General features: G+C 65.4%; 27 protein-coding genes. 18 read left to right on the top strand and 9 right to left on the bottom strand.

Features of this window, described 5'->3' with window-relative positions; translation table 11 throughout:
• Positions 1-43: 43 nt before the first annotated feature.
• From C404_RS33750 to C404_RS33715, 8 genes are read left to right on the top strand one after another with little or no spacing between them, the layout of a single operon-like run.
• Positions 44-2,407: a bifunctional salicylyl-CoA 5-hydroxylase/oxidoreductase gene (locus C404_RS33750; RefSeq protein ID WP_021193116.1), complete on the top strand. Its 2,364-nt coding sequence runs from the start codon at positions 44-46 to the stop codon at positions 2,405-2,407.
• Between the two features lies 1 nt (position 2,408).
• Positions 2,409-3,182, top strand: coding sequence for an SDR family NAD(P)-dependent oxidoreductase (locus tag C404_RS33745; protein ID WP_031328798.1), 774 nt, complete (start codon positions 2,409-2,411; stop codon positions 3,180-3,182).
• Positions 3,179-3,754: a MarR family winged helix-turn-helix transcriptional regulator gene (locus C404_RS33740; protein WP_021193114.1), complete on the top strand. Its 576-nt coding sequence runs from the start codon at positions 3,179-3,181 to the stop codon at positions 3,752-3,754. Before C404_RS33745 ends, C404_RS33740 begins: the two co-directional genes overlap by 4 nt.
• A 17-nt stretch (positions 3,755-3,771) precedes the next feature.
• A complete protein-coding gene (locus tag C404_RS33735; RefSeq protein ID WP_021193113.1) occupies positions 3,772-4,623 on the top strand; it encodes an enoyl-CoA hydratase family protein in 852 nt (283 codons plus the stop codon).
• A 1-nt stretch (position 4,624) separates the two neighbouring features.
• A complete protein-coding gene (locus C404_RS33730; RefSeq protein WP_021193112.1) occupies positions 4,625-5,800 on the top strand; it encodes an acyl-CoA dehydrogenase family protein in 1,176 nt (391 codons plus the stop codon).
• Positions 5,801-5,826: 26 nt separating this feature from the next.
• Entirely contained in the window at positions 5,827-7,446 is a 1,620-nt protein-coding gene (locus C404_RS33725; RefSeq protein ID WP_021193111.1) for an AMP-binding protein, read from the top strand.
• Positions 7,443-7,859, top strand: coding sequence for an acyl-CoA thioesterase (locus C404_RS33720; RefSeq protein ID WP_021193110.1), 417 nt, complete (start codon positions 7,443-7,445; stop codon positions 7,857-7,859). Before C404_RS33725 ends, C404_RS33720 begins: the two co-directional genes overlap by 4 nt.
• A gap of 25 nt (positions 7,860-7,884) precedes the next feature.
• Complete coding sequence (locus C404_RS33715) at positions 7,885-8,277, top strand: RidA family protein (RefSeq protein WP_021193109.1); 393 nt, start codon at positions 7,885-7,887, stop codon at positions 8,275-8,277.
• Between the two features lie 49 nt (positions 8,278-8,326).
• On the opposite strand, the gene C404_RS33710 is transcribed toward C404_RS33715, so the two are convergent.
• The 7 genes from C404_RS33710 to C404_RS33680 all read right to left on the bottom strand — a co-directional run bounded on the left by C404_RS33710 (position 8,327) and on the right by C404_RS33680 (position 13,912).
• Positions 8,327-8,719, bottom strand: coding sequence for a hypothetical protein (locus C404_RS33710; protein ID WP_021193108.1), 393 nt, complete (start codon positions 8,717-8,719; stop codon positions 8,327-8,329).
• Positions 8,720-8,771: 52 nt separating this feature from the next.
• Positions 8,772-10,076, bottom strand: coding sequence for an MFS family transporter (locus C404_RS33705; RefSeq protein ID WP_021193107.1), 1,305 nt, complete (start codon positions 10,074-10,076; stop codon positions 8,772-8,774).
• Positions 10,077-10,274: 198 nt separating this feature from the next.
• Entirely contained in the window at positions 10,275-10,577 is a 303-nt protein-coding gene (locus tag C404_RS33700; protein ID WP_021193106.1) for an addiction module antidote protein, read from the bottom strand.
• A 2-nt stretch (positions 10,578-10,579) separates the two neighbouring features.
• Entirely contained in the window at positions 10,580-10,879 is a 300-nt protein-coding gene (locus C404_RS33695; protein WP_021193105.1) for a type II toxin-antitoxin system RelE/ParE family toxin, read from the bottom strand.
• A 98-nt stretch (positions 10,880-10,977) separates the two neighbouring features.
• Positions 10,978-12,207 (bottom strand): MFS transporter, encoded by a 1,230-nt coding sequence (locus tag C404_RS33690; protein ID WP_021193104.1) that lies wholly within the window; start codon positions 12,205-12,207, stop codon positions 10,978-10,980.
• Positions 12,208-12,345: 138 nt separating this feature from the next.
• On the bottom strand, positions 12,346-13,179 hold the full coding sequence (locus C404_RS33685; protein ID WP_021193103.1) for a GntR family transcriptional regulator: 834 nt from the start codon (positions 13,177-13,179) through the stop codon (positions 12,346-12,348).
• 190 nt (positions 13,180-13,369) lie between these two features.
• Positions 13,370-13,912, bottom strand: coding sequence for a winged helix-turn-helix transcriptional regulator (locus C404_RS33680; RefSeq protein ID WP_031328796.1), 543 nt, complete (start codon positions 13,910-13,912; stop codon positions 13,370-13,372).
• Between the two features lie 132 nt (positions 13,913-14,044).
• Between C404_RS33680 and C404_RS33675 the strand changes: the two genes are divergently transcribed.
• The 4 genes from C404_RS33675 (at position 14,045) to modA (ending at position 17,120) form a co-directional block, all read left to right on the top strand.
• Entirely contained in the window at positions 14,045-14,623 is a 579-nt protein-coding gene (locus C404_RS33675) for a GNAT family N-acetyltransferase (RefSeq protein ID WP_021193101.1), read from the top strand.
• A 247-nt stretch (positions 14,624-14,870) separates the two neighbouring features.
• Positions 14,871-15,314 (top strand): VOC family protein, encoded by a 444-nt coding sequence (locus C404_RS33670; protein ID WP_021193100.1) that lies wholly within the window; start codon positions 14,871-14,873, stop codon positions 15,312-15,314.
• 50 nt (positions 15,315-15,364) lie between these two features.
• Positions 15,365-16,237: a LysR family transcriptional regulator gene (locus tag C404_RS33665; RefSeq protein WP_021193099.1), complete on the top strand. Its 873-nt coding sequence runs from the start codon at positions 15,365-15,367 to the stop codon at positions 16,235-16,237.
• Positions 16,238-16,346: 109 nt separating this feature from the next.
• On the top strand, positions 16,347-17,120 hold the full coding sequence (modA, locus tag C404_RS33660; RefSeq protein ID WP_021193098.1) for a molybdate ABC transporter substrate-binding protein: 774 nt from the start codon (positions 16,347-16,349) through the stop codon (positions 17,118-17,120).
• Here the strand turns inward: modA and C404_RS33655 are convergent, their stop codons facing one another.
• The gene (locus C404_RS33655) at positions 17,121-18,428 is read right to left on the bottom strand and encodes an MFS transporter (protein ID WP_021193097.1); all 1,308 of its coding nucleotides are present in this window, start codon (positions 18,426-18,428) and stop codon (positions 17,121-17,123) included. It lies immediately after the preceding gene.
• Between the two features lie 175 nt (positions 18,429-18,603).
• Here C404_RS33655 and C404_RS33650 point away from each other — a divergent pair, with 175 nt between their 5' ends.
• The 6 genes from C404_RS33650 (at position 18,604) to C404_RS33625 (ending at position 25,779) form a co-directional block, all read left to right on the top strand.
• The gene (locus C404_RS33650; RefSeq protein WP_021193096.1) at positions 18,604-19,257 is read left to right on the top strand and encodes a TetR/AcrR family transcriptional regulator; all 654 of its coding nucleotides are present in this window, start codon (positions 18,604-18,606) and stop codon (positions 19,255-19,257) included.
• Positions 19,258-19,354: 97 nt separating this feature from the next.
• On the top strand, positions 19,355-20,335 hold the full coding sequence (locus C404_RS33645; protein WP_031328795.1) for an AAA family ATPase: 981 nt from the start codon (positions 19,355-19,357) through the stop codon (positions 20,333-20,335).
• Between the two features lie 12 nt (positions 20,336-20,347).
• Positions 20,348-21,433, top strand: a complete 1,086-nt coding sequence (locus C404_RS33640) for a DUF58 domain-containing protein (protein ID WP_031328794.1) — start codon at positions 20,348-20,350, stop codon at positions 21,431-21,433.
• Complete coding sequence (locus C404_RS33635; RefSeq protein ID WP_021193093.1) at positions 21,430-23,478, top strand: transglutaminase TgpA family protein; 2,049 nt, start codon at positions 21,430-21,432, stop codon at positions 23,476-23,478. Before C404_RS33640 ends, C404_RS33635 begins: the two co-directional genes overlap by 4 nt.
• Positions 23,479-23,493: 15 nt before the next feature.
• Entirely contained in the window at positions 23,494-24,201 is a 708-nt protein-coding gene (locus tag C404_RS33630) for a GNAT family N-acetyltransferase (protein WP_021193092.1), read from the top strand.
• A 354-nt stretch (positions 24,202-24,555) separates the two neighbouring features.
• Entirely contained in the window at positions 24,556-25,779 is a 1,224-nt protein-coding gene (locus tag C404_RS33625; RefSeq protein ID WP_031328793.1) for a collagen-like triple helix repeat-containing protein, read from the top strand.
• 62 nt (positions 25,780-25,841) lie between these two features.
• On the opposite strand, the gene C404_RS33620 is transcribed toward C404_RS33625, so the two are convergent.
• A complete protein-coding gene (locus C404_RS33620; protein ID WP_021193090.1) occupies positions 25,842-26,801 on the bottom strand; it encodes a GlxA family transcriptional regulator in 960 nt (319 codons plus the stop codon).
• Positions 26,802-26,895: the final 94 nt, after the last annotated feature.

Below are 26,895 nucleotides of genomic sequence, written 5' to 3'. Positions count from 1 at the left end.
TTCATGACTAATGTAACACCGCATCGAACGCGGAGCCGTTGTCATGAAGATCGTCTGTATTGGTGGTGGGCCGGCTGGCCTGTACTTTGCCCTGCTGATGAAGTTGCAGGACCCGTCACACGACATCACCGTCGTGGAGCGCAACCGGCCGTATGACACCTTCGGCTGGGGCGTGGTCTTCTCGGACCAGACGCTGGGCAACCTGCAGCGCGCCGACGCGAAGAGCGCCGCGCAGATCCTCGACGCCTTCAACCACTGGGACGACATTGAAGTCCACATCCGTGGCCAGGTGGTGCGCTCGGGTGGGCACGGCTTCTGCGGCATCGGGCGCAAGCGCCTGCTGAACATCCTGCAGGCGCGCTGCGAAGAAGAGGGCGTCAAGCTCGTCTTTGAAACCGATGTGCAGGATGACACGGCCTATGCCGACGCCGACCTCATCATCGCCAGCGATGGCCTGAACAGCCGCATCCGCACCAAGTACGCCGCCACGTATCAACCCGATATCGACACGCGCCGCTGCCGCTTTGTCTGGCTGGGCACGCACAAGCTGTTCGAGGCCTTCACGTTTGCGTTTGAACAGACCGAGCACGGCTGGTTCCAGGCGCATGCGTACCGCTTTGACGACGAAACCTCCACCTTCATCGTCGAGGCGCCGGAAGAGGTGTGGCGCGCGGCCGGGCTGGAGACGATGGAGAAGGAAGACGCCATCGCCTACTGCGAGCGCCTGTTCGCCAAGTACCTGGATGGCAACAAGCTGATCTCCAACGCCACGCACCTGCGTGGCTCGGCGCAGTGGATTCGCTTTCCGCGCGTGGTATGCAGGCATTGGGTGCACACCAACGCGCACAACACGCCGGTGGTGCTGATGGGCGATGCCGCGCACACGGCGCACTTCTCGATCGGCTCGGGCACCAAGCTCGCGCTGGAAGATTCGATTGAGCTGGCGCGCAGCATCGGCCAATACCCCGGCGACCTGAAAGACGCGCTCGAACACTACGAAGCCGTGCGCAGCGTAGAGGTGCTGCGCATCCAGAACGCGGCGCGCAACTCGACCGAGTGGTTTGAAAACGTCGACCGCTACGCCAACCTGCCGACCGAGCAGTTTGCGTATTCGCTGCTCACGCGCAGCCAGCGTATCAGCCACGAAAACCTGCGCCAGCGCGACAAGCGGTATCTCGAACAGTTTGAAGACTGGATTGCCGAGCAGGCGGGCGCGCCGCGTGCGCCCGAGCATGGCCCCGTGCCGCCGATGTTCACGCCGTTCACGGTGCGCGGCGTCACGCTCAAGAACCGCGTTGTCGTATCACCGATGGCGCAGTACTCGTGCGAAGACGGCCAGCCCGCCGACTACCACCTCGTGCACCTGGGCGCGCGCGCCATGGGCGGCGCCGGGCTGGTGATGGCCGAGATGACCTGCGTGTCGCCCGACGCGCGCATCACGCCGGGCTGCCCGGGTTTGTGGAACACCGACCAGCGCGACGGCTGGGCGCGCATCGTCCAGTTCGTGCATGCCAACAGCGATGCGAAGCTCGGCATCCAGTTGGGCCACGCGGGCGCCAAGGGATCGACGCGCGTGGCGTGGGAGGGCATCGATCTGCCGCTGGACGAGGGGCAGAACTGGCCGCTCATCTCCGCATCGCCCCAGCAGTATCTGGATGGCGTGAGCCAGTGGTCGCACGCCATGACGCGCGACGACATGGACCGCGTGCGTGATGACTTCGTCCACTCGGCACGCCTAGCGGCGGAGGCCGGCTTCGATTGGCTGGAGCTGCACTGCGCGCACGGCTATCTGCTGTCGTCGTTCATCTCGCCGCTGACGAACCAGCGCAATGATGAGTACGGCGGCTCGCTGGAAAACCGCCTGCGTTTTCCGCTGGAAGTCTTCCATGCGGTGCGCGAGGTGTGGCCGAGCACCAAGCCGATGTCGGTGCGGATCTCTGCGCACGACTGGGTGGAAGGCGGCATCACGCCGGACGATGCGGTGGCCATTGCGCGCATCTTCAAGGCAGCGGGCGCGGACATGATCGATTGTTCGTCGGGCCAGGTCAGCAAGAAGGAGCAGCCGGTGTTCGGCCGCATGTTCCAGACGCCGTTTGCCGACCGCGTGCGCAACGAGGCGGGCATCGCCACGATTGCCGTGGGCGCGATTTCCGAGGCGGACCACGTCAACAGCATCATCGCCGCCGGCCGTGCGGACCTGTGTGCCGTAGCGCGCCCGCATCTGGCCAACCCGGCCTGGACGCTGAACGAAGCCGCACGCATCGGTTACCTCGATATGCCTTGGCCGAAGCAGTACCGCGCGGGCAAGCTGCAACTCGAGCGCAATCTCGAACGTGAACGCGCGATGGCGGCGCAGGCGGCGGGGTTGTCTCCGCTGGAGCAGGCCAACCGCATGCAGGGGGTTTGAGATGGCGATGCTTGAAGGGCGACACGCTGTCGTCACCGGAGCCGGCCGGGGGATTGGCGCGGCCATTGCTGCGCAACTCGCCGCGCAAGGCGCCACGCTCACGCTGATGGGTCGAAACGCTGCTGTGCTGGAGGCGACGGCCAAGACGCTGCCCGACAGCGCCCGCGCGCAGGTCGTCACGTGCGACGTGACGGATGCGGCGAGCGTGTCGGCGGCCTTCGAGTCGGCACGCGCTGGCCTTGGCGCCATCTCCATCCTCGTCAACAACGCGGGGCAGGCGGAGAGCGCATCGTTCGCCAAGACCACGCTCGACCAATGGCAGCGCATGCTGGCCGTCAACCTGACCGGCACGTTCCTCTGCACACAAGCGGCGTTGGCCGATGTGCAGGCCTCGGGCCGTGGCCGCATCGTCAACATCGCCAGCACGGCGGGGCAGCGCGGCTATGCGTATGTGTCGGCGTATGTGGCGGCCAAGCATGGGGTGATCGGCCTCACGCGCTCGTTGGCGCTGGAGCTGGCGGCGCGCGGCGTCACCGTCAATGCGGTCTGCCCTGGCTATACGGAAACCGACATCGTGCGCGAGAGCATCGATCGCATCGTCGCCCGCACCGGCCGTAGCGCAGAAGAGGCACGCGCCGAGCTGACCAAGGGCAACCCGCAAGGCCGGCTGATCTCGCCTGATGAAGTGGCCAACGCCGTGGTGTGGCTGTGCTCCGAAGGCGCGTCGTCCATCACCGGGCAGGCCATCTCGGTGTCCGGCGGGGAGGTCATGTGAGCAAGCCACGCAAAACCGTTTTGGCCACGCGTGCGTCCGGCTACCACGCCGTGGCGCAGGCGCTGGGCGACGAGCACATCGGCCTGGAAGCCCGTGCGCATGTGGATGACCACATCGATGTAAAAATCTGGCTTCGCCTGCTCGCGTGCAGCACGCAGATCGAACAGCAGATCCGCCAGCGCCTGCGCACGCGCTTCAACACCACGTTGCCGCGCTTTGACTATCTGGCGCAGCTTGACCGCTATCCGGACGGCATGCGCATGAACGTGCTGTCGCGCTACCTGATGGTGACGGGCGGCAACGTCACCGGCTTGACCGACCAGTTGGAGAAGGAGGGGCTGGTCAAGCGCGAGCCTGATCCGGACGACCGCCGGTCTTTCCGCGTGTCGCTCACCGAGGCCGGCCGCCGCAACTTTGCCGAGATGGCCGCTGAACACGAACGCTGGCTGATCGAGATGTTCGACGGCCTGGGCGCTTCGAATAAAGACGCACTGTATGCGCAACTCGGCAGGCTGCGCATGCATCTGGCCGAGCGCGAAGCCGAGCTCGACGCCCGCGAAGATCAACCTTGAACGAACTCGATCCAACCATGACCGACCGCATTGATCCGGCCCTGCTGGCCGGCAACCGCCGCCCGCTCGCGGGCTATCAGGCCAAGCACTTTCTGTGGAGCGTGCAGGGCGGTGTCGCCACCATCACGCTCAACCGGCCCGAGCGCAAGAACCCGCTCACGTTCGATTCGTATGCCGAGCTGCGCGACTTGTTCCACCAACTCAAATGGGCGGATGACGTAAAGGCCATCGTGCTCGTGGGCGCCGGCGACAACTTTTGCTCCGGCGGTGATGTGCACGAGATCATCGGCCCGCTCGTGCAACTGAAGGCGCCCGAGCTGCTGATGTTCACGCGCATGACGGGCGAGCTGGTGAAGACGATGCGGGCGTGTCCCCAGCCGATCGTTGCCGCGATTGACGGTGTGTGCGCGGGCGCCGGGGCCATCCTGGCGATGGCATCGGACCTGCGCTTGGGCACCGTACGCAGCAAGACGGCTTTCCTCTTCAATCGCGTCGGCCTGGCGGGCTGCGACATGGGCGCGTGCGCCATCCTGCCGCGCATCATCGGCCAGGGCCGCGCGAGCGAACTGCTGTACACCGGCCGCTCGATGAGCGGTGAAGAGGGTGAGCGTTGGGGTTTCTTCAACCGCCTGTGTGACCCCGCTGAGGTGCTGACCCAAGCGCAAGCGCTGGCTGCCGACCTGGCCGCCGGCCCCACCTTCGCCAACGGCATCACCAAGACCATGCTGCATCAGGAATGGACGATGACGATCGAGCAGGCGATCGAGGCCGAGGCGCAAGCGCAGGCCATCTGCATGCTGACCGAAGACTTCTCGCGGGCGTACCACGCGTTCGTCGCCAAGCAAAAACCGGTATTCGAGGGCAACTGACATGAGCGACAAGGACTACCTGCAGTGGCCGTTCTTTGATGACAAGCACCGTCAGCTTGAAGCCGAGCTGGATGCGTGGGCCACAAAGCATATCCCGCACGACCACGGCGCTGATGTGGATGCCGAATGCCGTGCGCTGGTAAAGCTGCTCGGCCAAGGCGGCTGGCTGCGCCATGCGGTGGGCGGCACGGCCAACGGTGGTGCGGGCGAGACCATCGACACGCGCGCCATTTGCCTGATCCGCGAGACGCTGGCCCGCCATTCCGGCCTGGCCGACTTTGCGTTTGCGATGCAGGGGCTGGGCTCGGGTGCGATCTCGCTGCACGGCACGCCCGAGCAGCGTGAGCGCTATCTGACGAAGGTGGCGCGTGGGGAGGCGATCTCCGCATTCGCACTGTCCGAGCCCGACGCCGGCTCCGACGTGGCCGCCATGGCCTGCGCCGCACGCGAAGATGGCACCGACTACGTGCTCGACGGCGAGAAGACGTGGATCTCCAACGGCGGTATTGCGGATTTCTATGTCGTGTTTGCCCGAACGGGCGAGGCACCGGGATCGCGCGGCATCAGCGCGTTCATTGTTGAGGCTGGCACGCCAGGCTTTGAGATTGCCGAGCGCATCAACGTGATCGCGCCGCACCCGCTCGCACGCCTGCGCTTTACCAACTGCCGCATCCCGGCCAGCCAGCGCGTGGGCGCGGCGGGCGAGGGCTTTAAGGTCGCCATGCGCACGCTGGATGTGTTTCGCACGTCGGTTGCGGCAGCCGCACTGGGCTTTGCGCGCCGCGCGCTCGATGAGGCACTGACGCGCGCCACCACCCGCAAGATGTTCAGCGGCGTGCTGGCGGACTTCCAGCTCACGCAGGCCAAGCTCGCGCAGATGGCCACCGCCATCGACAGCGCTGCGCTGCTGACCTATCGCGCCGCCTGGCAGCGTGATCAGGGCCGCAACGTCACGCGCGAAGCGGCCATGGCCAAGTTGACCGCTACCGAGAACGCACAGCAAGTGATCGACGCCGCCGTGCAGATGTGGGGCGGCCTGGGCGTGGTGAGCGAGCAGCCGGTCGAGCGTCTGTACCGCGAAATCCGCTCGCTGCGCATCTATGAAGGTGCGACCGAAGTGCAGCAACTCATCATCGCGCGCGAACTCTTGCGCACCGCCACGCCCGCAGCGCACTGATACGTTTCAGAGACGGAGAGCTCGCCATGCCCAGCGCCCATATCGACACCTTCGCCCGCGACCGACTGCCGCCGGCGGAGCAGCAACCGGTGTATCGCTTCGATCTGCCATCGCTGCAGTTTCCGGCGCAGCTCAACTGCGCGACCGAATTGCTCGACAAACGCGTTGCGGCGGGTGAGGGCGACCGCCTCTGCATCCAGGCGCCCGGTGGTATCCGCTGGACCTACGCCGATCTGCAGGAGCACGCCAACCGCATTGCTAACGTGCTGGTGAATGAGATGGGCGTGGTGCCGGGCAACCGCGTGCTGCTGCGCTCGCCCAACAGCCCGATGCTGGCGGCGTGCTGGTTTGCGGTGATGAAGGTGGGCGCGATTGCCGTGGCGACCATGCCGTTGCTGCGCGCGAAGGAACTGGGGCAGATCATCGCCAAGGGTGAGATCGGCTTTGCACTGTGCGATGCGCGGCTGTTCGATGAACTGCGGGATGCTGTCGCGCAGGCGGCCAAGCCGGTGCAGGTGCTGTGCTTCCACGATGACACGCCGGAAGGATTGGAAGCGGCCATGGCGCGCCAGCCGGCCATCTTCACCAACGTCGATACGGCGGCCGATGACACCTGCCTGCTCGCCTTCACCTCGGGCACCACTGGCGTGCCGAAAGCGACGATGCATTTCCACCGCGACATCCTGGCGATCTGCGCATGCTGGCCGCCACACGTGCTCAAACCGCGTGCGGATGACATCTTCATCGGCAGCCCGCCCATGGCGTTCACGTTCGGGCTGGGCGGCCTGCTGCTGTTTCCAATGAGCGTGGGCGCGTCGACGGTGCTACTGGAGAAGGCATCCCCGAACGATCTGGTGGAGGGCATCCGCAACTTTGGCGCGACGGTGCTATTCACCGCGCCCACCACGTACCGCAACATTGCCGCGCGTGGGGATGAGCTGCGTGCCACGCCGCTGCGCCGCTGCGTATCGGCTGGGGAAGCACTGCCCGTGGCCACGCGCACGCTGTGGAAGAACGCCACCGGCATCGAACTGATCGACGGCATTGGCGCGACGGAGATGCTGCACATCTTCATCTCCGCTGCGGATGCCGACGTGCGCCCCGGCGCCACTGGCAAGGCCGTCCCCGGTTACGTCGCCCGCGTGGTGGACGACCAAGGCAACACCGTGCCGCCGGGCACCGTCGGCCGTCTGGCCGTGCAAGGCCCGACTGGCTGCCGCTACCTGGCCGACGACCGCCAGCGCGCCTACGTGCGCGACGGCTGGAACCTCACGGGCGATGCCTACGTGATGGACGAGGAAGGCTACTTCCACTACCACTCGCGCACCGACGACATGATCATCTCGTCGGGCTACAACATCGCCTCGCCCGAGGTGGAAGATGCGCTGATGCAGCATCCGGCCGTGGCCGAGTGCGGCGTGATCGGCGTGCCGGACGAGGAGCGCGGCCAGATCGTCAAGGCCTTTGTGGTGCTGCATCCTGGCCACGAACCGGGGCCGGAGATGGTCAAGACGCTGCAGGATTTTGTGAAGCAGACGGTGGCGCCGTACAAGTACCCACGTGCCATCGAGTTTCGCGCTGCACTGCCGCGCAGCGAAGTGGGTAAGTTGCTGCGCTATCGCCTGCGCGAGAACACCAAATCATGACGTATCACTTCGAGCGCACTGCGCGCATCCGCTTTGGCCACTGTGACCCGGCCGGCATTGTGTACTTTCCGCAGTACCTCGTGCTGTTCAACGGGCTGGTCGAAGACTGGTTTACCGATGGCCTGGGCATCTCGTATGCCAACATGCTGGGCCCGCGCCGCATCGGCCTGCCCATCGTCAAGCTGCATTGCGAGTTCAGCGCCATCAGCCGCATGGGCGACGATGTGCAGTTCAAGCTGAAGTTGGACCGGCTGGGTGGCAAATCGCTGTCGCTGTCGCTCGACTGCTGGGCCGGTGATGAGCAGCGTGTGCGCTCACAGCAGGTGCTGGTGTTTACCGATCTCAATACGCATCGCGCGATTGCGGTGCCGCAGGATGTGCGGCAGGCAATCGAGGCGCGCGTTCAACAGTAGAAATCGAACTAGAAGGAACCGCATCATGGAAGTACTCCTCCCCCCCGGCTGGCCGCGTCCGAAAGGTTATGCCAACGGCGTGTCCGCAAGCGGTCGCATGGTCTTCGTGGCCGGCATGATCGGCTGGGATGCGCAGGGCGTGTTCCATACGGATGACCTTGCCGGCCAGGTACGCCAGGCGCTGCAGAACATTGTCGAGGTGCTGGCGGCGGGCAACGCCAAGCCCGAGCACATCGTGCGCATGACCTGGTACGTGACCGACAAGAAGGCCTACGTGGCCGCGTACCCGGAAATCGGCCAGGCTTTCCGCGAGTTGATTGGCAGCTTCAGCATTGCCATGACCGCGGTGGAGGTGGTGGCGCTGGTGGAAGATCGGGCGAAGGTGGAGATCGAGGTGACGGCGGTGGTGCCGGACTGAGCATGGTCGCCAGGCTTCGGGCACCTCAGCCACGCAACCACCGTTGGTGTTATTGCACGCCGTCCCGGCGCATCACGAATGTCTCTTTGCGGTTGCCGTGGCGCTTCGTGATTTCCGCTTCCGTCATCAGTGTGGATGACTTCAGGATGGGTTTCGCCACGCCATAGAGTCGATCGGGATCGGGGCCATACATATACAAATAGCCCTCATTGCCATCGAGGTGGAGTTCGGTCTCGCCGAGTTCGCCGGCGCCCGCCCGCTGGATCGCCTTTTGCAACCGCTGTTCCAGCGCACGAATGAGCGGGTGGTCCTTCGGGTAGTAATCGAAGTGGACCATCAGCGCTGGCTCCGGTGGCTTCTGCGGCTGCGCAGAAGCCACCTTGCCGGCAAAGAAAACGCCGCAAAGGAGTACTGCAAGTACGAAATTCTTCAGCATGAACATGGCAGCGACGCCACGACAAGCGTGCCTTCGCGTTGAAGTCCGTGAAGTGCCATCAAGGTTCGTGCCGCAGATACCCTTCCTTGCTCGGGTCAGGCATGAAGTACGTCACGATGAACGACACGGCGCACAGCGCGGTCACGTACCAGTAGAACGTCGATTCGCTGCCGGCCTGCTTGAACCACAGCGCCACATACTCGGCCGAGCCGCCAAACACCGCATTAGCAATCGCATACGACAGGCCCACGCCCATGGCGCGCACTTCCGGCGGGAACATCTCGGCTTTGATCAGACCGCTGATCGACGTATAGAAACTGACGATGGCCAGCGCCACCGTGATCAGGCCGAATGCAGCGACCGGGCTTGACACCGTAGCCAGCGCGTTCATGAGCGGCACCGTACCGATGACCGACAGCGCCCCGAACAGCAGCATCGAATTGCGGCGGCCGATGCGATCGGACAGCGCGCCGAACGCCGGCTGCAGCACCATGTACACGAACAGCGCCACCGTCATGACGTTGGAGGCGGTCTTCTTGTCCATGTGAGCTGTGTTGACGAGGTACTTCTGCATGTACGTCGTGAACGTGTAGAAGATCAGCGAGCCGCCGGCGGTAAAGCCGATCACGCGCAGGAACGCGCCTTTGTGCTTCCACGCGCCGCGGATCGTGCCTGCGCCCTCTGCCTTGCGCGATGCGGTGGTCTGCGTTTCGTGCAGCGATTTGCGCAGATACAGCGCAATCAACGCAGTGAGTGCACCCACCACAAACGGAATGCGCCAGCCCCAGGCTTCCATTTCAGCGGTGCTCAGGAACTGCTGCAGGATCACCAGCACGAGCACCGCGCCCAACTGACCGCCGATCAGCGTCACGTATTGGAATGAGGCAAAGAAGCCGCGTCGCCCGGCCAGTGCCACTTCGCTCATGTACGTGGCGCTGGTGCCGTATTCCCCGCCCACCGACAGGCCCTGGAACAGGCGTGCCACCAGCAGCAGGAACGGTGCGAGTGCGCCGATCTGTGCATAGGTGGGCAAGACCGAGATCAGCAGCGAGCCGCCGCACATCATCAGCACCGAGATCATCATGGCCGTGCGCCGGCCGTGCCGGTCGGCAATGCGGCCGAACAGCCAGCCGCCAATCGGCCGCATCAGGAAGCCTGCTGCAAACACGCCGGCCGTGTTCAGCAACTGCGTTGTCGGATCCCCTTTGGGGAAGAACGCCGGCGCGAAGTACAGCGAGCAGAATGCGTAGACGTAGAAGTCGAACCACTCGACCAGGTTGCCCGACGATGCACCGACGATCGCAAGGATGCGGCGCCGGGTGTCATGTGGGTCGGCGGCTTGCTGGGTGGCTGTGATGTCCATGGGAGCGTCTCTGGTGAATGTTCTTGTGGAGCGGCTTTGGCTGGGTCTAAGCCGGACCTCAGAATTGTAGCGACAAGTGACGGATTGCCGCGCCCCGGAATTGCCCCGATTGGGGGATATGGCACGTTGCCGGAAGTGCGCGAAACAGGGCACTTCCAGCGGTTTTTGGCTACGCAGAAACGGGTACGCTTTGGCGATTCAGGCTGGCACAGCGTGTAACCGAATACCCAACGCACGCATGACCTTGAGCACGGTGGCGAAGCTTGGATTGCCTTCTTCCGACAGTGCTTTGTAGAGGCCTTCACGTGTCATGCCAGTGTCACGCGCGAGTTGCGTCATGCCGCGTGCACGAGCAACCACGCCCAGCGCGTGCGTGATGAAGGCGGGGTCATCGCCGGCTTCTTCGAGGCAGGCGTCGAGATACTCGGCCATGTCGGCCTCGGTTTTGAGGTGTTCGGCAGAGTCCCAGAGGCGGGTTTTGACAGATTTGTCGGTCGGCATGATTACTCCACGTCGAGATGGCGCGACAAGTCGATCGCGCGCCGGATGTCCGCTTCCTGTGTCGACTTGTCGCCGCCGCAAAGCAGGATGATCAGCACCGCGCCACGCTGTACGAAATACACGCGATAGCCGGGGCCATGATCGATCCGAAGCTCACCGATGCCATCGCGCACCGCCTTCGCATCGCCCGGATTGCCCAGTTGCAGACGGTCGATGCGCACCTGGATGCGCCGCTGCGCAGTCTTGTCACGCAGCTTCGCGAACCAGGCATCGAACACTTCGGTGGTGCGGATCGTCAGCATGCGGGCATGCTAGGCACCACAAATCAACCTGTAAACTATAGTTCACAGATGATGACATCGGCAAGTGCTGCCCGTACTCGTGCGTGCATGCGTGTTTGTCAGCGCGCCCCTTGCCGCGCGTTGAACACCACCCGCAGCACCAGCGCTACGAGCGACGCCACCGCGCAGAACGTCATCAGCCCCGACCAGCGCGCGCTGGTCCACGCCAGGCTGGCGCCGTAGGCCCCCACCGACATGCCGATGAACAGCGAGGTCATGAACACCGCGTTGATCCGGCTGCGCGCTTCGGGCGCGAGCGCATAGATGATGGTCTGGTGCGAGACCAGTGCCGCCTGCACGCCCACATCAAAGAGCAGCGTACCGATCACGATGGCGATGAGCGAGTGTGGAAAGAGCGTCATCGTGGCAAACGTCACCGCCATCAGCAGCGCACCGCCCACGACGATATGGCCTGGCGCGACGCGGCCCGATAGGCGTCCGGCGATGCTCGCGCCCAGCGCACCCGCCGCGCCCGCCAGCCCCAGCAGACCGGCTTGCCCGGTCGACAGCCCGAGCGAACTTGTCAGATGCAGCGCCACGGTTGACCAGAACCCGGAAAACGCAATGCCGATGAACGCCTGCGTGAGTGCCGACGCCCGCAGCCGTGGATGCTGCATGAACAGCGTACCCAGCGAGCGCAGCAGCGTGAAGTACGGTTGCCGCGTGGCCGGCGCCACACCAAAGTGGGATGCGCGCACGGCAATCGCCAGCCCGACAATCGCCACGGCCGACACGCCAAACGCTGCACGCCAGCCAAAGTGATCCGCCACGATGCCGCTGAACACGCGCGAGCTGACGATGCCGATCAGCAGCCCCGTCATCACCGTGCCGATGTTGCGGTTGCGGTTCAGGTCTGTGCTGATGGCGGCGGCGCTGGGCACGAAGTCCTGCGCGATGGTGGCCGACAGCCCGATCACAAAGCCGGACGCTGCCAGCAGCGGCAGGTTGGGTGCCAGGCAACTGCCGATGAGCGCGAGCGTGAGCAGCACTGCCTTCCATAGGATGACGAGGCGGCGGTCGTAGCGGTCCCCCAGCGGGCCGAAGAAGAAGATGCCGCTGGCGTAGCCGGCCGCCGTGAGCGTGGGCAGCACGCCCAGCGCGTGTGGCGCGATGGCGAGGTCGCGGCTGATGAGCCCGAGCAGCGGGTGGTTCAGGTAGATGCACGCTACGCTGATGCCGGCACCGGCCGTGAGCAGGCGGATCAGCCCTTGCGTGTCGCCATGGGAGGCGGCAGTCGCGGCGGTTGCAGTGGAGGCGGGGGGCGTGGGGGGCGCAGGCGAGGCCGACATGGGAACCTCATGCAGAAGGTTGCTGCATCGCAGCGAAGCGGCGATCCTAGCAACTTTCCTTTGAGATTGCTGACGGCGGAATAACCCCGTTGCCGGTGATGTCGGCCAGATCCGACCAGGAAATCAGGCGCGCGTGAATCAGGCGCGCGTGCTGGCGGGGGTGGCCGACGCGGGGGAGGCGTCTTCCACGTCTTCACTGTGGCCGCCCTGCACGTCGTGGCCGGCGTTGTCGATCCACAGGCGGGCACGGTCTTCGCCCACGCGCGAGAGTTCCATGCGGTATTCGTAGCGGTCGGGCCGGTACAGGCCCTGCAGCAGTTGCACCGGGCGCCCGCTCATCTCACGCACGATGCGCTGCACCGACAGCAGCGGCGCGCCGACGGACACGTCCAGGTACTGCGCCGTCGCCACGTCCGCCAGCCGTGCGGAGACCACCTGCGATGCGCGATCAATCCGCACGCCAGAGGCCTCGATCAGCCGCAGCAGCGATTGGTTGGCCAGCCGCTCCAGCGTGAGCTTGCTGGTCACGTCCAGCGGCAGCCACGTGGTGATGAGCGCCATGGGTGTGTCTTCCAGATGGCGCACGCGCACGAGTTTCTTGATCGGCGTGCCGGGGGCCAGGTCCAGGCACTTGGCCTCGTCGGGCGGGGCCAGCACGTCTTCAAATTCGACGACGACGGCGGAGGTGCGCTCGCCCACGTCGATGATGTTCTGCAGCAGCGTCTGCCCGCCGCCCATCACCAGCGGGTCATCGGGCTTGACCACGAAGGTGCCCATGCCGCGGTGGCGCCGCACCAGACCTTCCTTGACCAGATAGTCGAACACGCGCCGCATCGTGACGCGTGACGCGCCAAACTGACGGGCGAGTTCGATCTCGCCCGGCATCGGCCCATCCCCGAATTTGCCTTCGAGAATCTGCTGACGCAGGACAACGTAGATCTGGTGGTAGAGCGGTACCACGGCATCGGGCATGGCGGTCGTGGGTCCGTGCGTGTGCGGCGAGGTCGAGATCGGAAAGGGTGGTCGTTAGGAGAGAACGACCAAGTGCGGGATGACTTTAGAAAAAGACGACAAAAAGCCGGGCGTACGCCCGTCCATACGCGACGATAGGGGGTTTTGGTTAGCGTGTAAAGTTGTGTGTTACCCGCTTGTTACCCGTTCGTTAGCCGTTGGCCACTGGCGTGTCGGCGTCATTCGCCGGCGGATGCTTGCCATGGCTGTAACGCGGGTTCGGCTCGCGCATCGAGTTCTTGGGCGCCACCGGTTCGCCCAGCGCGTTGACCAGCGCCACATGGATCGGCGTGCCGCTTTCGCGGTCGCGCAGCAGCATCGGGCCTTCACCATCGGGGGTGAGATAGCGGTCGCCCCATTGCATGAGCGCCACGATGGCGGGCAGCAGATCGACGCCCGCACGCGTGAGCCGGTACGCATCGCGCACGCGGTCGCCCGGCTCCTGGTAAGGCACGCGGCGCAGGATGCCGTACGCCACCAGCGCCTTGAGCCGTGACGACAGGATCGCCGTCGAGCATCCCGTACGGCGCAAGAACTCATCGAACCGCGTCACACCTGAGAACGCTTCGCGCAGCACGAGCAGCGTCCACTTCTCGCCGACGATCGATACCGCCGCCGCGATCGAGCAGGGCTCCTCCATCGACGTTACCAACGCGGACGCTGCAGGGACGGGGAAGGGTTCCGGGATTTTCATACCAAAATCATAGTCAATTCTGACTTTACTTGCAAAAGTTAGGGTTTCTGCTAATCTAGGTTCAAATTGAAAAGTCAGGTGGTGATCCCGCGCTGGCAGCCATAAGACGATCCATCGCGTGAGGAGATCCCCATGCTTTACACCATCTACCGCTATCCCGCCGAATGGATCGACCGCTGGACCATGCACGACGGCTCCATCGCTACCGTGCGCCCGATTTTGCCGCAAGACGCGCCACTGGAGGCCGCCCTGGTCGAGGGGTTGTCGTCTGAGTCGCGCTATGCGCGGTTCCTGGTGGGCGGCGGGCGGCTGTCCGACGAGATGCTCGCCGCCTACACGCAAATCGATTACGTGAACCACATGGCGCTGGTCGTGAGCGTGGCCCGCGCAGACGGCACCGGCGAAAACCTGATTGCCGATGGCCGCTTCGTCATTGAAGACGGCGTGGCCGAGTTCGCCATGCTGGTGGCCGATGCATGGCAGGGCAAGGGCGTGGGCCGACGCCTGTTCGCCACGCTGGTACGCGCGGCGCGTGTGTCCGGCGCCCGCGAAGTCTTTGGCGAAGTGCTCTCCACCAACCGTCGCATGATCGGCTTGGCGCGCGACGCCGGTTTCCGTGTCGCCGCCGTGCCGGGCGACGCCACCGTGTGCACCGTGCGCCTGCCGCTGGCACAGGTTGAGGCAGCCATCACGCCTTTCGTTTTCGCCTGATCTTTCCTCCTTCGCGTGCCTGCTGCCCATGCAGGTGCGCCTACCGTGTGTCTCTTTCGCCGCCGTTGTGCGGCTTCTTTTTTGCCTGATTCATCGAAATTTATGGTGCTCAGTGCAAAAAAACATCGCTTTTATGGATGAATGGATGCGCATAGACTCGTTCGCGTGGCCTGGTGCGTGGGTGGCCCCCCCTCCTGCGTGCCGGCGCCGCCTGATTCCAACCATTCAAGATCCATAGCCCCATACCATGAGCGACCAAAGCGACGTCCGGCCTGTGCTTGCCCCATTCCATCTGGCCTTCCCCGTGCACGACATTGCCGCCGCGCGCGCGTTCTATGGCGACATCCTCGGTTGTCCTGAGGGACGCAGCTCGCCGGACTGGGTTGACTTCAACTTCTATGGCCACCAGATCGTCGCCCACCTCGCGCCGGACGAAGTCGGCCACCGCCAGACCAGCGCCGTCGATGGCGACAACGTGCCGGTGCGCCACTTTGGCGTGGTGCTTTCCATGGCCGAGTGGGAAGCCGCCGCCGACAAGCTGCGCGCCGCCGGCATCGACTTCATCATCGAGCCGCACATCCGCTTCAAGGGTGAGGTGGGCGAGCAAGCCACGATGTTCTTCCTCGACCCGTCGGGCAATGCGATGGAGATGAAGGCGTTTGCCAATATGGCATCGCTGTTTGCCAAGTAAGGCGGCGGGGCGCGCGTATCCTTGCGGTTCTCTTCTGATCTGCGCGCGCCATGCTTCGAGAACTCAAGACCTTCATCGCCGTTGCCCGGCACGGCACCTTTGCGGGCGCGGGCGAGCGCATTGGCCTCACGCAATCGGCCGTGAGCGCGCAGATCCAGCGGCTGGAAGAGTCGCTCGGCTTCCAACTGTTTGACCGTACCGGCCGCTCGGCCACGCTCAATGCCGCCGGGCGCGATGCGCTGGCGCTGGCCGAGCATATCGTCACCCTGTACGACCGGCTTGGTGAACAGGCCAGCGGCAGCGAGCAGCGCGGCCTTGTTCGCGTTGGCGCGATTGCTTCTGCGCAAACGTCGTTCCTGGTGGATGCGCTGGTGCAGTTCCGCGCCGAATTCCCGCACTGCCGCGCGCGCGTGTTGCCCGGCGTGTCGCTTGACCTGCTCGGTCTGGTGGACGCGGGTGAGATCGATCTGGCCGTGCTGATCCGCCCGCCGTTTGCGGTGCCGGCCGATCTGGAATGGCGCACGCTGGTGGCGGAGCCTTTCGTACTGCTTGTGCCTGACAGCCTGCCCGGCGACGACTGGCGCGTCTTGCTGGAGCACCAGCCGTTTATTCGCTATGACCGCCGCTCGTTCGGTGGCCGCCGCGTCGACCAGTTCCTGCGCGATCAGCGCATCACCACACACGACGTGATCGAACTCGACGAGCTGCAAGGCATGACGCTGCTCGTGGCGCGCGGGCAAGGCGTGGCACTTGCCCCGCAGACCGCTGCACAGGGCGCCTGGCCGCCCGGCGTGCGCGCCATCAGCCTGGGCGACGACACCTTCACCCGCGAGATCGGCCTGATCGAACGCCCGCGCCACAGCCGCCAGCCGATTGCCGGCCGCCTGGCCGATTGCATCGATGAAGCGGCGCGCGGCGTCTGAACCAGCCATGAGCATCGCGTGATACCTGGCATGCGTCACTGCGCGTTGACCAGGCGTTATATCGGCTCGTATATTACGGCGATCCTTCCACCGTTCCTCTGGGTCTTTCATGCAACGTTTCTCGCTTCGCCCGCACGTGCGCGCCATGGGTCTGGTTGCCGTGCTGTCGTTGGGCCTGGCCGCGCCGGCACACGCTGCTGATCTGGTCGTCTCGGCCGCCGCCAGCCTGACCAACGCCTTCAAGACAATCGCCCAGCAATACGAAGCGCAGCATCCGGACACCAAGGTCGTGCTCAACTTTGGCGCGTCGGACGTGCTGATGCAGCAGATCGTGCGCGGCGCCCCCGCCGACGTGTTTGCCTCTGCCGACCAGGAAGCGATGAACAAGGCCGTGGACGAGAAGGCCATTGATACCAAATCGCGCCATGACTTCGTGGCCAACCAGCTCGTGCTGATCGTGCCGACCACCGGCACGGTGCCCGTGCACGCGTTGACGGATCTGACCAAGCCCGAGGTGAAGCGTGTGGCGATCGGCAACCCGGCGTCGGTGCCGGTGGGCCGCTATGCCAAGCGTGCGCTGGAAGCCGCCAAGCTGTGGGAGCCGGTGGAAGCCAAGGCGGTGCTGGCGCAAAACGTGCGCCAGGCGCTGGACTATGTGTCGCGCGGTGAGGTTGAGGCCGGCCTCGTGTTCTCCACCGATGCCGCCATCGCTGCCGACAAGGTGAAGGTGGCGAGCCCCGTGCCGCTGAACGTGCCGCTCACCTACCCGATTGCCGTGACGGCCGGCACGAAGCAGCCGCAGCAGGCGGCCGAGTTTGTGGCCTTCGTGATGTCGCCGGCTGGCCAGGCAGTGCTGGCCAAGTACGGTTTCTTGAAGCCGTAATTACGCCGAGGGTGCGGTAACTGGCTGACCTGCACGCCCAGCATCCTGCTTGGGGCCACGGTGGATGCGCAGCACCAGGAAGGCGCCTGCCACGCACAGCCCGCCCGAGATCATCGAGGCCAGCGTGTAGTTGCCCAGCGTGGAGCGCATCATGCCCGCGCCCAGCGTGGCAAACGCCGCGCCCAACTGGTGCCCAGCAACGATCCAGCCGAAGACGATGGGCGCTGCAGCCTTGCCGAACACATCGTTGGTCAGGCGCACGGTCGGCGGCACGGTGGCAATCCAGTCCAGACCGTAGAAGAGCGCAAACACCGGCAGGCCGAAGAACTCGAAGCCGAATGCATACGGCAGGTAGATCAGCGACAGCCCCCGCAGGCCGTAGTACCAGAACAGCAGCACGCGGCTGTTGTAGCGGTCGGACAGCCAGCCCGACAGCGTGGTCCCCACCAAGTCGAAGATCCCCATGACGGCCAGCAGGCTGGCGCCCTTGACCTCGGTCAGGCCGTGGTCTGCACACATGGCGATGAAGTGCGTGCCGATATAGCCGTTGGTGCTGGCGCCGCAGATGAAGAAGCTGAAGAACAGCAGCCAGAAATCGCGCTTGCGTGCCGCTTGCACGAGCGTGTTCATGGCCAGCACGATTGGGTTGGCGCGGGGGCCTTGATCGACTTCCGGTGCATCGGCGGGTTCACCATAGGTGCGCAGGCCCACGTTCTTGGGCGACTCCGGCAGCAGCATCGCAACGATCGGCAGCAGCAGCGTCAGCGCGCCAGCCACGATCAGCACCACCGGGCGCCAGCCGTAGCGCTCGACCACCGCCGCCATCATCGGCAGGAAGACGAGCTGACCGGTGGCAGAGCTGGCCGTCAGGATGCCCATGGCCAGCCCGCGGTGGCTCGTGAACCAGCGGTTGACCACCGTTGCGCCCAAGGTGATGGCCGCCACGCCCGTGCCGCCGCCCACCATCACGCCCCACAGCAGCACCATCTGCCACGGCTGGCTCATCATCGCCGAGAGCGCCGTGCCCGAGACCAGCACGGCCAGCGCGACCAGCACCGTGCGGCGAATACCGAAGTACTGCATCGATGCCGCCGCAAACGGCCCCGTCAGCCCATACAGCGCAATGCCGATCGAGATGGCCAGCGAGATCGTGCCGCGGCTCCAGCCAAACTCGTGCTCAAGCGGCAGCATCATCACGCTGGGCGTGGCGCGCGTGCCGGCCGCGCACAGCAGGATCAGGAACACCACCGCCAGGGCGATCCAGCTGTAGTGAAAACGTGGGGCGATGAGGCGGGCAAGTCTCTGCATGGGGGCGTCCGATTCCGGCGTTCGATTCTTGTGGGCTCGACAATGCGCTATTCGTTACCGACCGGTAACAACGTGCTTGCGATGGTAGGTACCGCTCGGTAACATGTCAAGCAGCAATCGAATGTCATCGACACGGCTGGGGTTTGTGACCCGCCGTGTCTGCAGGAGCACCCACATGGCAGCACGCGGTCCACGCGCCGTTTCTCCTTCCGTCGAGCAACCCAAGCCGACTTCCCGCCGCATCAGCGGTGAGGATGCGCATGCCAGCCTGCTCGAAGCCGCGCGTGAGTTGTTTTACTACGAAGGCGTGCGTGCCGTGGGCGTGGAGGCGGTGGTTGAGCGCGCAGGCGTCAACAAGATGAGCCTGTACCGCCAGTTCAAGTCGAAGGATGACCTCGTCCTCGCTTACCTGGAGCGCAGTGACGAGAACTTCTGGGGCTATTTCAACGCGAGCATGGCCAAGCACCCGGACGATGCGCGCGCGCAACTGCTGCAGTTCTTTATTGATGTCTCCGAGCGTGCCTCGCGCCCAGGTTACCGGGGCTGCCCGTTCGTGAATGTGGCGGCGGAGTTTCCGGACCTGTCGCATGCAGCGCGGCAATTCGTCCAACGCAACAAGGCCCTGTTGCTCGCGCGCCTGCGTGATCGTGCCGAAGCTGCCGGCGCCACTGACCCGGATGCGCTGGCCGATGATCTTGCCTTCCTGATCGAGGGGGCCTATACCGCCAGCCAGACGTTCGGCACCGACGCGCCGCGCCTGATCAAGAGTTTGCCGCGTACGGCACGCGTGCTGCTGGACGCCGGTATTCCCGCAGCCAAGTCGAACTGATGTTGTAGCCGCAGCACGGAGTGGAGACGGGCGCGTACCGGCGCAGCACGATGCCGCTACACTCGCTGGCATTGTTGCTTCGGCCGCACCCGACTCGATGACGCCCAACCAAGTCCCGCTTTCTCCCGTTCGTTCGACGCCGGTTGCTCCGGTGCAGCCGCCTGCAATGCTGTCGCTGTCGGCAGCGTTGTCGCAGGCGCAACGCGCACTCGACCGCATCGTGCTCGGCAAGCCGCTGCAGATTCGTTTGGCGCTGGCGTGTCTGCTGTCACGCGGGCACCTGCTGCTGGAGGATCTGCCGGGCGTGGGCAAGACCACGCTTGCACACGCGCTGGCCCGCACGCTCGGGCTGCAATATCAGCGCGTGCAGTTCACCAGCGATCTGTTGCCGACCGACCTGATCGGCGTGTCGATTTACGTAAAAGAAAAGAGCGCGTTCGAATTCCACCCCGGCCCGCTGTTCGCCCAGGTGGTGTTAGCCGACGAAATCAACCGCGCCACGCCCAAAGCGCAGAGTGCGCTGCTCGAAGCAATGGCCGAAGGGCAGGTGACGCACGATGGCGCCACGTATCCGCTGCCCGAACCGTTCTTCGTGATTGCCACGCAGAACCCGTTGAACCAGATTGGCACGCATCCGCTGCCGGAGTCGCAGTTGGATCGCTTCACGATGCGGCTCTCGCTCGGGTATCCCGACCAAAGCTCGGAGCGCGCGCTGTACCTGGGTGGCGGCGCGCCGCAGGACATCCAGCCCGTGCTGACTGCCGCGCAGGTCGTCGCGCTGCAAGCGGCTGCGGATGCCGTGCACGTGGCACCCGCGCTAGTCGACTATGTGCTTGCGCTGGTCAATGCCACGCGCACCGATACACAGGTGCAGATGGGCCTGTCGCCGCGCGCTGGTCTGGCGCTGCTGGCGGCGGCCCGCGCGTGGGCGCTGATCGACGGCCGCGATGTCGTGCTGCCCGAAGATGTGCAGGCCGTGTTCAAGGCCGTGGCGGCGCACCGGCTGCTGCCGACGGGCGGTACGTTGTCGGCCACCGCGCTGGCGCAGCGGCTGCTCGATACGGTCGCCATTCCATAAGTGCACGGCGCCATGGCGCGTTTCACCTCCCGGCTGGCGGCACCGTTCCGCGCGCTGTTTCGCATCCTGGGTGCGGGCTTGGCGGCGTTGCCCGGCGTTCGCTTTGCGCGAGCACGCGTGCAGCGCTTTCTGCAACGGCCGCGCAAGCCGCGCGAAGGCCGCATTCGTCTAGACCGCAACCACGTCTACATTCTGCCCACGGCGTCGGGTGCCGGCTTTGCGCTGCTGCTGGTGGTAATGCTCGTCACCTCGCTCAACTACAACGTGAGCCTGGGCTTTCTGCTGACGTTCGTGCTGGCTGGTGTGGCGGCCTCTGCCATGTGGCAGACGCACCGCAACCTCGTCGACCTGGAAGTGCGCGGCGCGGCGGGCGAGGCGGTGTTTGCCGGGCATGCGCTCAACGTGAGCGTGGCGTTGGCCAACGTAACACCCTGGGCGCGCGTGGGTTTGGATGTGAGCGCGCACGAGGCCGCACCGGTTGAAGCCGCGCTCGATGCGCAGGACGCCACGGTGGCGGCATTGGCGTTTGCCGCACAACCGCGCGGCTGGTTCAAACTGCCGCGTCTGACGGTGTCGACGCGCTTTCCGCTGGGCCTGTTTCGCGCATGGAGCTATGCCGATGCGCCGCTCACGCTGTTGGTCTATCCCGAACCCGAGCCCTCTGCGCCGCCGCTGCCCGCCAGCTTCGCGCCCGACCCTGGTGAGGAAGACAACCCGCGTGCCGCGCGTACCCAGGTCGAAGAGGCTGCCGACCAATTGCGCGCCTATCGCCCGGGTGATCCGCTGCGCAGCATCGCCTGGAAGCACAGTGCCCGGCTCGACACATGGATGAGCCGCACCGGCCAACAGGTGCGCCATGCGCAGTGCGTGCTCGCGTGGGATGCACTGCCGCCATCCATGAACGCGGAGCAGCGCCTGTCGCGCCTGTGTGCCTGGGTGCTGGCCGCCGAACACGCACCCGCCGGTGATGAACCCGAATACACGCTGACCTTGCCGGGCATCTCGATTGGCCCGTCGCGTGGACCAGCACACCGCGATGCGTGTCTGCGCGCGCTGGCGCTGTGGGGCAAGCCGGCAATGCCTGAGGAATCAGCATGAGCACCGCCACCATCGGCACGCAGGCTGCGGCGTTTGGTTCGGCCCGCGCCCTCACACACCGAGAGCACGGCTGGTTGATCGCACAACTTGCCGTCGTGCTGGTGCCGTTGCTGCGCGCACTGCCGCTGGTGACGTGTGCCGTGTTTGGCGTACTGCTGCTCTGGCGCACCCTGCTGTGGGTACGCCGCGCGCCGTTGCCAGGTAAATGGGTGCTGGGCCTCACAGGTGTGGCGACACTGCTCGTGACGCTGGCGCTGTCCTTGCGCACCGGCGGCAACATCGGCCGCGACCTGTCGGTGGCATTGCTGGGCGCGTTCCTGGTGCTCAAGCTGATGGAATCGCACACGGTGCGCAACGGCATTCTGGCGACGCAGCTGTGCTGTTTCCTGCTGCTCTCGCAAACGCTGTTCGACCAGCCGCCCTGGATGGCCGTTTCCTTGCTGGCAACGGCGGCGCTGCTGTTGCGCAACTGGCTGCTGCTGTTGCATCCGCAGGCGCGCATGCGGGTGTCGGCCGTGCGTGTGTTGGGCCGATTGGTGGCGATGGGTCTTCCATGCGCGGCCGTACTGTTCCTGCTGTTCCCGCGCCTGGATCATCCGCTGTGGAGCCTGCCGCGCTCCGCTGAAACCGGCACCAGCGGCATCACAGATCGCATGGCGCCAGGCTCCATCGGCCAGTTGATCCTGTCGGATGACCTGGCCTTTCGGGCCGACTTTGCCGGGACGCCGCCGGCGCTCGATACGCTCTATTGGCGCGGCATGGTGCTGTGGCGTTTTGATGGCCAGGCATGGACGGCAGCGTCGATGCGGCAACGGGCCGTGCCCGGAAGCGTACCCAATTCTGCGAGCGCGGAAAGTGTCGCAATCGGTGGTTTGCCAGGCGTGGTCGACTACAACATCACGCTGGAAACGACGCACCAGCGCTGGCTGTTTGCGCTCGATCGCGGGCTGTCGATCGACGCGCGCGACGACATCGGCCGCAGCATCGACGCAGAGTTCCTCAGCCGGCAGCCGATCGACCAGCGCATGCGTTACCACGCGCGTTCTCGCTTGCCTGATCGTAGTCGCGTGGATGATGCACAGCCGCTGGACCCGATCACGCTGCAGACGGCATTGGCGCTGCCGCCGGGCAACAACCAGACGCGCGCGCTGGCCGCGCAATGGGCAGAGCTGCCGCCGGCCGACCGCGTATCGGCAGCGCTCAAGCTGTTTGGCAGCGCCCCGTTTGCCTACACGCTCGACCCCGAGCCGCTGCAGGGCCAGCAGATCGACGACTTTCTGTTCCGCACGCATCGCGGCTTTTGCGAGCACTACGCGGGCAGCTTCGTCTTCCTGATGCGGGCGGCGGGCGTGCCGGCGCGCGTGGTGGTGGGCTACCTCGGTGGCGAGGTGAACGCCGTGAGCGGCGACATTATCGTGCGCCAGTCCGATGCGCATGCCTGGGCCGAGGTGTGGCTGGCCGGACGTGGCTGGGTGCGTGTGGACCCGACCGCCGCCGTCGCGCCGCAGCGCGTGGAACGTGGCCTGGCTGCTGCCGTGCCCGCCAGCGAATTCCGCTCGCGCCGCGTGGAGGAACCCGCGTGGCTGCGCAGCGTGCGCTGGGGGCTCGATGGCCTCATCAGCGGCTGGAACCGCTGGGTGCTCGGCTACGACCGCAACCGGCAGGCGCAGCTCTTTGCATGGCTGGGGTTGGAGGCGGCAGACCCGCGTGCGGTGCTGTGGGGCGTGTCGGCCATCTTCCTGCTGGCGGCGCTGCCGCTGCTGTGGCAGCAGCGCAAGCCGAGACCCGACCCCGTGCAGGTGCAATGGCAGCGCGTGTGCAACCAGTTGGCACGGCATGGCTGCCCGCGCAGCCCGACTGAAGGGCCGATGGCCTACGCCGAGCGTGCCGCCGTGCGGTTTCCGCAATCGGCTGAGGCGTTGCGCCGCGTGGCCGCCGGTTATATCGCGCTGCGCTATGGCCGTGATGATGGCGATACGCAGGCGCGTGCCCAGCGGTTGGCGCGTTGGAAAGACGATGTGGCCGCGCTGCGCGTGTCCGCATGACCCAAGGACGACGAAATGGCTCAACCCGACGCGCACGTGCTCAACAACCCCATCTGGTCATCGCTGGCGAGTGGCCACCTGCATTTCCGGCAGGGCGGCCCGCTTGCCTGCCGCTACCGTGCCGACGTTGCACCGTTTGCGGCCATTGCTGCCAGCTCTGACGAGACGGCCGCCGCATGGCAGGCACTGTACGGGTTGCTGGAACCGGGTGAGCAACTGTCACTGTTTGCGCGTTCGGCCATTGATGTGCCGCAGGAATTTGACGTCGAGCGGGCGGGCCTCCTGCAGCAGATGATGGTGGTGCGTGACCCTGGCGGGCCCGTTGATACCACGGGCATCGTGCGCTTGGGGCGTGCCGATGCGGCCGACATGTTCGACCTGACAGAGCGCACCAAGCCTGGCCCGTTCCGCACACGCACGCAGGAGACCGGCCAGTACATCGGCATTCGCGAAGGCGGCCGGCTGATCGCCATGGCCGGCGAGCGCATGCAACTGGATGACTACGTGGAGATCAGCGCCGTCTGCGTGGACGATGCTCACCGCGGCAAAGGTTTTGCCAACCGGCTCATCCGCGTTTTGCAACATGACATCGCCCAGCGCGGGCAGACGCCGTTCCTGCACGTGTTCGACCATAACCGTGTGGCGATTGCGCTATATGAGCGCCTGGGGTTTGCAATCCGGCAGTCGTTTTACCTGACCAAGGTCACCCGCCTGGACGCGTAATCGGACGCTTTCCAACGCTGTGGCGCGGCGCGGTGATTTTATTTGCACGCGTGTCGGTATATTACTCATATTGAGTAATTTAGAGTCAGCGTTCAGAACATAATCCCGTTTTTTCTCCGTTTCTCGTCAACGTTTGCGCCCTTGCTGCGGCTGGATTCGTGCCGCTTGCCGTCAAGGCAGGGCGGCTTCGGTCAGGGTTCTGCACCGTTTGAAAATGTTTGCAATTCAGCCAATATGGCTTCATAGACTGCATTTCAAGCCGATATGCGGTTAATGGGCTGGCCCATTTGAATCATGAATGGGGTTGAGTGGGTTGGTACATTATCAAGCGCATTTTTGAAACGGGAGACTGACATGGCGAAAATGCATCGCGGTACGCTGGTTTCAGCCACGCTGGCCGGGTTGCTGGTACTGGGCGGTTGTGCAAGCTCGGGTTCGGGCGACATGAGCGGAACCAGCGGTGGCGGCACCTCTGCCAACAACGGCAGTGGTGGCTCGGGTGGTTCTGGGGGCTCCGGTAGCACGGGTGGGTCCACCACGACCGCCTCGAACACGCCCACGGGCGACGTCGCCAACAAGGGCGGCGGCGTGCTCACGGCCACGGGCGGTGCCATCAGCGGCTTGGGTGCAGCTGTGGGGGGCTCCAATGCGCCGGGTGCGTCTGGATTGGGTAGCGTGGTCGACAACGTCGGCAACACCGTTTCCGCGCTCGGCACCGGCGTGCAGTCCGGCCTGGGCAGCATGGGCACCAACCCGAACCCGGTGGGGACCACGGTGTCCAGCACGGGCAACGTGGTCACCCAGGTCGGCAATACCGTCAATGCCACGGGTGGTCTGCTGACCAGCCTGGGCGCGGGCCCGCTTCAGCCGCTCGCGCCGGTGACTACGCCGGTGGGTGGCGCGGTCTCGCAAGTGGGGCAGGCCGTGGCCAATGCGGGCGGCACGCTGGGTACGGCCCTGTCGACCGGGCCAGTGGAGCAGGTCACGCAACAGCTCAGTTCGACCGTGGTGCCGCTCACCTCGCAAGTCACCACCACCACGCAGACACTGGGTAATGCCACAGGCCTAGGCGCACCCGCGACCAACTTGCTGCAGACCGTGGGCGGTACGGTGGCGAACGTCGGTACGTCGCTCACGGGTACGAATGCGCCGGTGGTGTCCAACTTGGGCGGCGTGGTGACCGCCACGGGCGGTACGGTAGCGGCGTTGGGTGGCGCGGTTTCCACGCCGGGCGGCGGCACATCGGGCAGCCCGCTGGCGCCCATTACCAATGCGCTGGGCGGTGCTGCGGGCGGCAGCAATCCGCTGGGTGCGGTGACGGGGGCTCTGGGCGGTGCCACAGGTGGTGGCGCGGGGAGCAACCCGCTGGCCCCGGTGACAAGTGCATTGGGTGGCGCTGCGGCGGGTGGAAGCAACCCGGCAGCCGGTGTGACGGCGCCGGTTGGCTCGTTGCTGACTGGTGTGGGCTCGTCGCTCAGCTCAACCGGTGCGGCCACGCCGCTGGCCCCGGTCACGGGCGCTGTGGGTGGTGCGGTCGGGTCGGTGGGCGGTGCGCTGGGGGGCACGCCGCATCATTGATTCACGCTGTGCTGATGGGCCGTCCATGCCTTGCGCTGGACGGCTTTTTTTATGGACACGGCCTACGTCGCGCGCAACTCGCGAATGCCCTTGCCAAGCCGCTTGCGCAGCAACGTGCGCAGTGTCACGCCATCGGCATAGCCCACCTGTTCGGCAATCTGGTCGACGCTGTGCTTGCTGGTCTTGAGCAGATGCACCGCACGCTCGATACGCAAGTCCTGGATGTAGGCGATGGGCGTTTTGCCGAGCACCTCGTTCAAGCGCCGCGATAGGGTGCGTTTGCTGGTGGCCAGCGCATCGGCAGCGGCATCGAGCGTGATGGCGGTGTCGAGCCGCTCGCGCACCCAGCGGTCGAAACGCTCGACCAGCGGGTCGGCATGCGAGAGGTGGTCGGCAATCACGTAGGCCGATTGCGACGGCCGCGTGTCGAACACAAGGTACCGCGCCACCAGCGCGGCCAGCTCCGGACTGCTCTGGCGGATCACCCACAGCGCCATGTCGATGTGGCTGAGCGCGGCACCAGCCGTGAGCATCGTGCCGCTGGGCACGATGATGCGATGCGCGTCGAGCCGCACCTGCGGGTAGCGCTGACGAAACAACGGCGTGAGCCACCATGTGGTGGTAGCGTCATGGCCGTCCAGCAGGCCGCTTTCTGCCAACACAAATGTGCCGATGCAGGCAGCCGCCATGCGCGCACCACCCGCCGACCACGTGCGCAGCGCGGGCAGCGCGTCCACCACATCTTCACGGCCCAGCGCGGGCACCAGCACGTCGGGCATCTTGGCGCTGATGGCCGGCACGATCACCCAGTTGGGGGAGGGCGCATCGGCCACGCTGCACACGGGCACCTGCAGGCCCAGCCCGCTGCGCACCTGCGGCCGCATACCGACCACTGCCACTTCAAACGCCGGCACATCAATGCCGGCTACCCGCGCCAGTTCATTGGCCGTGGCAAAGGCATCGAGCACCGTGGCCAGCCCCGTATCGAACACACCTTCCAGCGTGAGCACGACAATCCGCATGGCAGTATCGATATCAAAGTTGTCAATCGAGACAGTATTTTCCGTCACGACCGCTTTGTAAAGTACGTCTGTCCGAGCAGACCCCCTGCGCGGC

Origin of the sequence: Ralstonia sp. AU12-08 (assembly GCF_000442475.1) — a bacterium.
GTDB lineage: Bacteria > Pseudomonadota > Gammaproteobacteria > Burkholderiales > Burkholderiaceae > Ralstonia > Ralstonia insidiosa.
This window is presented reverse-complemented; position numbering and strand designations above follow the sequence as displayed.

Excerpts from the sequence above, each read along its gene's own strand:
- C404_RS33750 (WP_021193116.1), top strand. The coding sequence starts at position 44 with ATGAAGATCGTCTGTATTGGTGGTGGGCCGGCTGGCCTGTACTTTGCC.
- C404_RS33745 (WP_031328798.1), top strand. The coding sequence starts at position 2,409 with ATGGCGATGCTTGAAGGGCGACACGCTGTCGTCACCGGAGCCGGCCGG.
- C404_RS33735 (WP_021193113.1), top strand. The coding sequence starts at position 3,772 with ATGACCGACCGCATTGATCCGGCCCTGCTGGCCGGCAACCGCCGCCCG.
- C404_RS33730 (WP_021193112.1), top strand. The coding sequence starts at position 4,625 with ATGAGCGACAAGGACTACCTGCAGTGGCCGTTCTTTGATGACAAGCAC.
- C404_RS33725 (WP_021193111.1), top strand. The coding sequence starts at position 5,827 with ATGCCCAGCGCCCATATCGACACCTTCGCCCGCGACCGACTGCCGCCG.
- C404_RS33720 (WP_021193110.1), top strand. The coding sequence starts at position 7,443 with ATGACGTATCACTTCGAGCGCACTGCGCGCATCCGCTTTGGCCACTGT.
- C404_RS33715 (WP_021193109.1), top strand. The coding sequence starts at position 7,885 with ATGGAAGTACTCCTCCCCCCCGGCTGGCCGCGTCCGAAAGGTTATGCC.
- C404_RS33710 (WP_021193108.1), bottom strand. The coding sequence starts at position 8,719 with ATGTTCATGCTGAAGAATTTCGTACTTGCAGTACTCCTTTGCGGCGTT.
- C404_RS33705 (WP_021193107.1), bottom strand. The coding sequence starts at position 10,076 with ATGGACATCACAGCCACCCAGCAAGCCGCCGACCCACATGACACCCGG.
- C404_RS33700 (WP_021193106.1), bottom strand. The coding sequence starts at position 10,577 with ATGCCGACCGACAAATCTGTCAAAACCCGCCTCTGGGACTCTGCCGAA.
- C404_RS33695 (WP_021193105.1), bottom strand. The coding sequence starts at position 10,879 with ATGCTGACGATCCGCACCACCGAAGTGTTCGATGCCTGGTTCGCGAAG.
- C404_RS33690 (WP_021193104.1), bottom strand. The coding sequence starts at position 12,207 with ATGTCGGCCTCGCCTGCGCCCCCCACGCCCCCCGCCTCCACTGCAACC.
- C404_RS33685 (WP_021193103.1), bottom strand. The coding sequence starts at position 13,179 with ATGCCCGATGCCGTGGTACCGCTCTACCACCAGATCTACGTTGTCCTG.
- C404_RS33680 (WP_031328796.1), bottom strand. The coding sequence starts at position 13,912 with ATGAAAATCCCGGAACCCTTCCCCGTCCCTGCAGCGTCCGCGTTGGTA.
- C404_RS33675 (WP_021193101.1), top strand. The coding sequence starts at position 14,045 with ATGCTTTACACCATCTACCGCTATCCCGCCGAATGGATCGACCGCTGG.
- C404_RS33670 (WP_021193100.1), top strand. The coding sequence starts at position 14,871 with ATGAGCGACCAAAGCGACGTCCGGCCTGTGCTTGCCCCATTCCATCTG.
- C404_RS33665 (WP_021193099.1), top strand. The coding sequence starts at position 15,365 with ATGCTTCGAGAACTCAAGACCTTCATCGCCGTTGCCCGGCACGGCACC.
- modA (WP_021193098.1), top strand. The coding sequence starts at position 16,347 with ATGCAACGTTTCTCGCTTCGCCCGCACGTGCGCGCCATGGGTCTGGTT.
- C404_RS33655 (WP_021193097.1), bottom strand. The coding sequence starts at position 18,428 with ATGCAGAGACTTGCCCGCCTCATCGCCCCACGTTTTCACTACAGCTGG.
- C404_RS33650 (WP_021193096.1), top strand. The coding sequence starts at position 18,604 with ATGGCAGCACGCGGTCCACGCGCCGTTTCTCCTTCCGTCGAGCAACCC.
- C404_RS33645 (WP_031328795.1), top strand. The coding sequence starts at position 19,355 with ATGACGCCCAACCAAGTCCCGCTTTCTCCCGTTCGTTCGACGCCGGTT.
- C404_RS33640 (WP_031328794.1), top strand. The coding sequence starts at position 20,348 with ATGGCGCGTTTCACCTCCCGGCTGGCGGCACCGTTCCGCGCGCTGTTT.
- C404_RS33635 (WP_021193093.1), top strand. The coding sequence starts at position 21,430 with ATGAGCACCGCCACCATCGGCACGCAGGCTGCGGCGTTTGGTTCGGCC.
- C404_RS33630 (WP_021193092.1), top strand. The coding sequence starts at position 23,494 with ATGGCTCAACCCGACGCGCACGTGCTCAACAACCCCATCTGGTCATCG.
- C404_RS33625 (WP_031328793.1), top strand. The coding sequence starts at position 24,556 with ATGGCGAAAATGCATCGCGGTACGCTGGTTTCAGCCACGCTGGCCGGG.
- C404_RS33620 (WP_021193090.1), bottom strand. The coding sequence starts at position 26,801 with ATGCGGATTGTCGTGCTCACGCTGGAAGGTGTGTTCGATACGGGGCTG.